Source organism: Streptococcus cristatus (assembly GCF_963529205.1).
Classification (GTDB): domain Bacteria; phylum Bacillota; class Bacilli; order Lactobacillales; family Streptococcaceae; genus Streptococcus; species Streptococcus cristatus_O.
Genome location: NZ_CAURYF010000068.1, coordinates 1 through 3,840, shown reverse-complemented (window position 1 = coordinate 3,840; position 3,840 = coordinate 1). Strand labels below are relative to the sequence as shown.

The window sequence follows — 3,840 nt, the reverse complement described above, 5'->3', positions numbered from 1 at the left end:
ACCAGCTCCTCCGTCTCAGGCCTTGGAATCAGAACTCGCTCGTCCACTTTGAGAGTCAAGCCGTGAAAGTCACTGCTCCCAATGATATACTGGGCTGGCTTATGAGCGAGCAGCTGCTCATGAATTGCTTTCAGCTGGTCACGATCTTCCTGATTAACCTCTGTCTGAAGCTTGAGAACAAAATCGGTAAAGGAGAGATCATTGAGAGCCCTATAAACAAAAGACAGGCTTTCCGCTTCTTCTCCCGCTGCTACCAGCTCCTGCTCTAACTCAGCCAAATATTGAGCTAATGTCATTATTTATTCAGTTCTTCTAGTTTTTGCGTTTGGTCATAGAGCACCAAGGCATCTACAACTTCATCCAATTTACCAGACAAGATAGTATCTAGCTTTTGCAGGGTCAAGCCGATACGGTGGTCTGTGACACGGTTTTGTGGGAAGTTATAAGTACGAATCCGTTCTGAACGGTCACCTGTACCAATCGTTGACTTACGCTCAGCATCTTGTTCATCTTGTGCAATTTGTGCAAAGTGGTCAGCAACACGCGCACGAATAATCTTCATGGCCTTCTCACGGTTCTTCTGCTGGGTACGTTCTTCCTGCATTTCAACCTTGATATTGGTTGGCAAGTGAACGATACGAACGGCAGTCGCAACCTTATTGACGTTCTGTCCACCAGCACCAGATGCGTGGTAGATGTCGACACGAAGGTCTTTTGGATCAATATCGTATTCTACTTCTTCAATTTCTGGCATGACAAGAACTGTGGCAGTTGAGGTATGAACACGGCCTTGGCTTTCTGTTACAGGAACCCGTTGAACACGATGGGCACCAGATTCATACTTAAGTTTAGAGTAAACGGATTGCCCTGAAACCATAGCCACTACTTCTTTGAAACCACCGACGCCATTCATAGAAGCTTCCATGACTTCAAAGCGCCAGCCTTGGGCTTCCGCATATTTCTGATACATCGTCAGTAAATCTCCAGCAAAAAGCGCCGCTTCATCACCACCAGCTGCTCCACGAATTTCAAGGATGATATTCTTATCGTCGTTCGGATCCTTTGGAAGGAGCAAGATTTTCAGTTTTTCTTCGTACTCTTCTTTTTCAGCCTTAGCATCTTTGAGCTCTTGCTTGGCCATTTCTTCCAAGTCAGCATCGCCACCAGACTCTTTAATCATCTCTTCAGCATCAACGATGTTTTGAAGGACTTGTTTGTACTCACGGTAGGCCGTCACCGTATCACGAGTAGAAGCTTCTTCTTTTGAAAGCTCCATGAAACGCTTGGTATCTGAGACCACATCTGGGTCACTGAGCAATTCTCCAAGCTCTTCATAACGGTCTTCCACTGCCTGTAACTGGTCATAAATATTCATCTTTGTAATCTATCTCCTTGATTTTCTAATTCATTCTACTTAATGGGTGGATTGAAATAATGCTTGCGGCATACAGAAATATAGGTCTCATGTCCACCGATTTTGATTTGTTCGCCATCATAGACAGGTTTCCCGTTATCCGTCCGCAAAACCATGGTTGCCTTTTTAGAGCAGTATTGGCAAATGGTCTTGATTTCGTCAATCTTATCAGCCAAGAGCAAGAGGTGCTTGGAACCTTCAAAGAGTTCATTGCGAAAGTCATTTTTCAAACCAAAAGCCATGACCGGAACATCCAGCTCATCCACCACTCTTGCCAAATCATAGACATGATGGCGTTTCAAAAACTGAGCCTCATCGATCAAAACGCAGTAAGGCTTTTCAGACAGACTTTGAATATAGCCAAAAATATCTGTTTGATCCTCAATTGCCATCGCAGACCGCTTCATGCCGATACGACTGGAAACAACACCAAAGCCATCACGTGTATCGACAGCTGAGGTCATGATGACCACGCTTTTCCCCTGCTCTTCGTAGTTGTGGGCCACTTTCAAAATTTCAATCGTCTTGCCCGAATTCATTGTGCCATATTTATAATATAACTGAGCCATTTTATTCTTACATTCTCTCTAAGTATTGTCTTTCTAGGACTTTCAGCACTGTCCATAAACTCTGCTTGAAAGACCGACCGTACTTCCTATTATTTTACCACAATTCACTATTCTTTAAAACCTAATTTGTGATAAAATAAGATTAGCAAAAGAAAAGGAGAAATCATATGCCATTTGTCAGAATTGATTTATTTGAAGGCCGCAGCTTAGAACAAAAGAAGGCTTTGGCTAAGGAGGTCACCGAGGCCGTTGTCAGAAATACTGGCGCACCTCAGTCTGCTGTCCATGTCATCATCAACGACATGCCAGAAGGCACTTACTTCCCTCAAGGTGAAATGCGAACAAAATAAAATCAAAAAGGCTGAGATAATAACTCAGCCTTTTAATTTTATGATGAAAACGCTCAGCGTCGCTTCTTTTGGATATAATTCAATCGCAGTTGGTAAAGGATGGCGCTCACGACCAAACTCGCAATCAGTCCAATCCAATACCCATAAGGTCCCAAATCCGTAGCCTGATCTAAAAACAAGCCCAGAGGCAAGGAAACGCCCCAGTAAGCTAATAAGCCCAAGTAAAATGGTGCTTGAGTATCCTTGTAGCCTCGCAAAATTCCTTGCAAAGGAGCGGCAATCGTATCAGCCAATTGGAAAAAGAGGCTAAAAGTCAGAAAGATTGAGGTCAGACGTATAAAATCTGGATCTGAGCCATAAAGGCTGGCAACCTTATCTCGGAAAATATAGAGAAAAATCAAGGTAAAGACAGCGAAACCAGATGCCACAATTCTCCCCAAAGTACAATATTTTTTCACATCGTCAAGTCTTTCAGCCCCCAGCTCATAAGAGACAATGATGGCCATAGCTGTGGAAATACTCATAGGAAAAGCGTACATTAGGTTTGAAAAATTCATGGCAGCCTGATGGCTAGCGATAATCAAAGAAGAAAATTTTGACATCACTAGTCCGACGATTGAAAAGATGACAACTTCGGCAAAGACTGTCCCTCCTATTGGCAAGCCTAAACGAAAACCTTCAGCTAAACCAGTTTTGCTCAAGGGGCGAATTTTCCAGAGTTGGTACTGACGGACTTTAGGATGTTTGATGGCCAATAATAGTGATATAACTAATAAAACCCAATAAGCTAACGAAGTGCCCAGTCCCGCACCAGCTCCGCCCATTTCTGGAAAACCAAAAGCTCCATAAATCAACACATAATTAAAGCTGGCATTCAAAGGTAGAAGCAAGAGCATCAAATACATAGAAAGCCGAGTCAACCCCAAAGCATCCAAGAGAGAGCGAATGACGCTAAAGAGCAAGAAGGGAATGATACCGATGGACAAGTACCAAAGATAATGCTGGGCTACATCTTTTACCAAAGGGTCTAAGCGTAGACGCTGCAAAACCAAAGGGGCACCCACAAATACCAGTGAAAATAAAATCAGCGATAAAGCCAAAGAAAGATAGATGAACTGATAAAAATCAGAGGCGATTTTTTCATCTTTTCCCTGTCCCAAATGATGACCGATGATCGGTACCAAGGCAGACACAATCCCTGTTAGAAAAGAGAAAAATGAACCCCACAGACTGGTTGCCATAGAGACACCTGCCAGATGCAAGGTATCGTATTGGCCCGTCATGGTCGTGTCAACAAAGGAAGCCGAGAAATTTGCCAGCTGATAAATCAAGATGGGAAGAAAAATTGAGACAAACAAGCTTAGGCGTTGTTTCAAATGATAAGTCTGATACATGTTGAAGTCCTTTTTTTAATCTTCTTTAACTATACTACTACAAGCTAACTGAATAGTCAAAAGAGGCTGGGACAAAAGTCCTAGCCTCTCAATTGTCTTTGGATTGTCGAGCA

Annotated in this window: 3 protein-coding genes and 2 pseudogenes; 1 reads left to right on the top strand and 4 read right to left on the bottom strand. The window is 43.0% G+C overall.

What is annotated here, in order from left to right:
* The 3 genes and pseudogenes from RWS39_RS09335 to RWS39_RS09325 all read right to left on the bottom strand — a co-directional run.
* Positions 1 to 296 (bottom strand): annotated as a pseudogene (locus tag RWS39_RS09335) (peptide chain release factor N(5)-glutamine methyltransferase); the annotation flags it as partial.
* Positions 296 to 1,375: a peptide chain release factor 1 gene (prfA, locus tag RWS39_RS09330; protein ID WP_005589827.1), complete on the bottom strand. Its 1,080-nt coding sequence runs from the start codon at positions 1,373 to 1,375 to the stop codon at positions 296 to 298. The gene prfA and the pseudogene RWS39_RS09335, both read right to left, overlap by 1 nt.
* A gap of 35 nt (positions 1,376 to 1,410) precedes the next feature.
* Positions 1,411 to 1,983: a thymidine kinase gene (locus RWS39_RS09325; RefSeq protein WP_314482873.1), complete on the bottom strand. Its 573-nt coding sequence runs from the start codon at positions 1,981 to 1,983 to the stop codon at positions 1,411 to 1,413.
* A gap of 161 nt (positions 1,984 to 2,144) precedes the next feature.
* Here RWS39_RS09325 and RWS39_RS09320 point away from each other — a divergent pair.
* Positions 2,145 to 2,333, top strand: a pseudogene (locus RWS39_RS09320) (4-oxalocrotonate tautomerase); the annotation flags it as partial.
* A gap of 53 nt (positions 2,334 to 2,386) precedes the next feature.
* On the opposite strand, the gene RWS39_RS09315 reads toward RWS39_RS09320, so the two are convergent.
* Positions 2,387 to 3,727 (bottom strand): MATE family efflux transporter, encoded by a 1,341-nt coding sequence (locus tag RWS39_RS09315; RefSeq protein WP_314482870.1) that lies wholly within the window; start codon positions 3,725 to 3,727, stop codon positions 2,387 to 2,389.
* Positions 3,728 to 3,840 lie beyond the last annotated feature (113 nt).

What these genes read in the sequence shown, in the direction of transcription:
- prfA (WP_005589827.1), bottom strand. Translation starts at nt 1,375, where the DNA reads ATGAATATTTATGACCAGTTACAGGCAGTGGAAGACCGTTATGAAGAG.
- RWS39_RS09325 (WP_314482873.1), bottom strand. Translation starts at nt 1,983, where the DNA reads ATGGCTCAGTTATATTATAAATATGGCACAATGAATTCGGGCAAGACG.
- RWS39_RS09315 (WP_314482870.1), bottom strand. Translation starts at nt 3,727, where the DNA reads ATGTATCAGACTTATCATTTGAAACAACGCCTAAGCTTGTTTGTCTCA.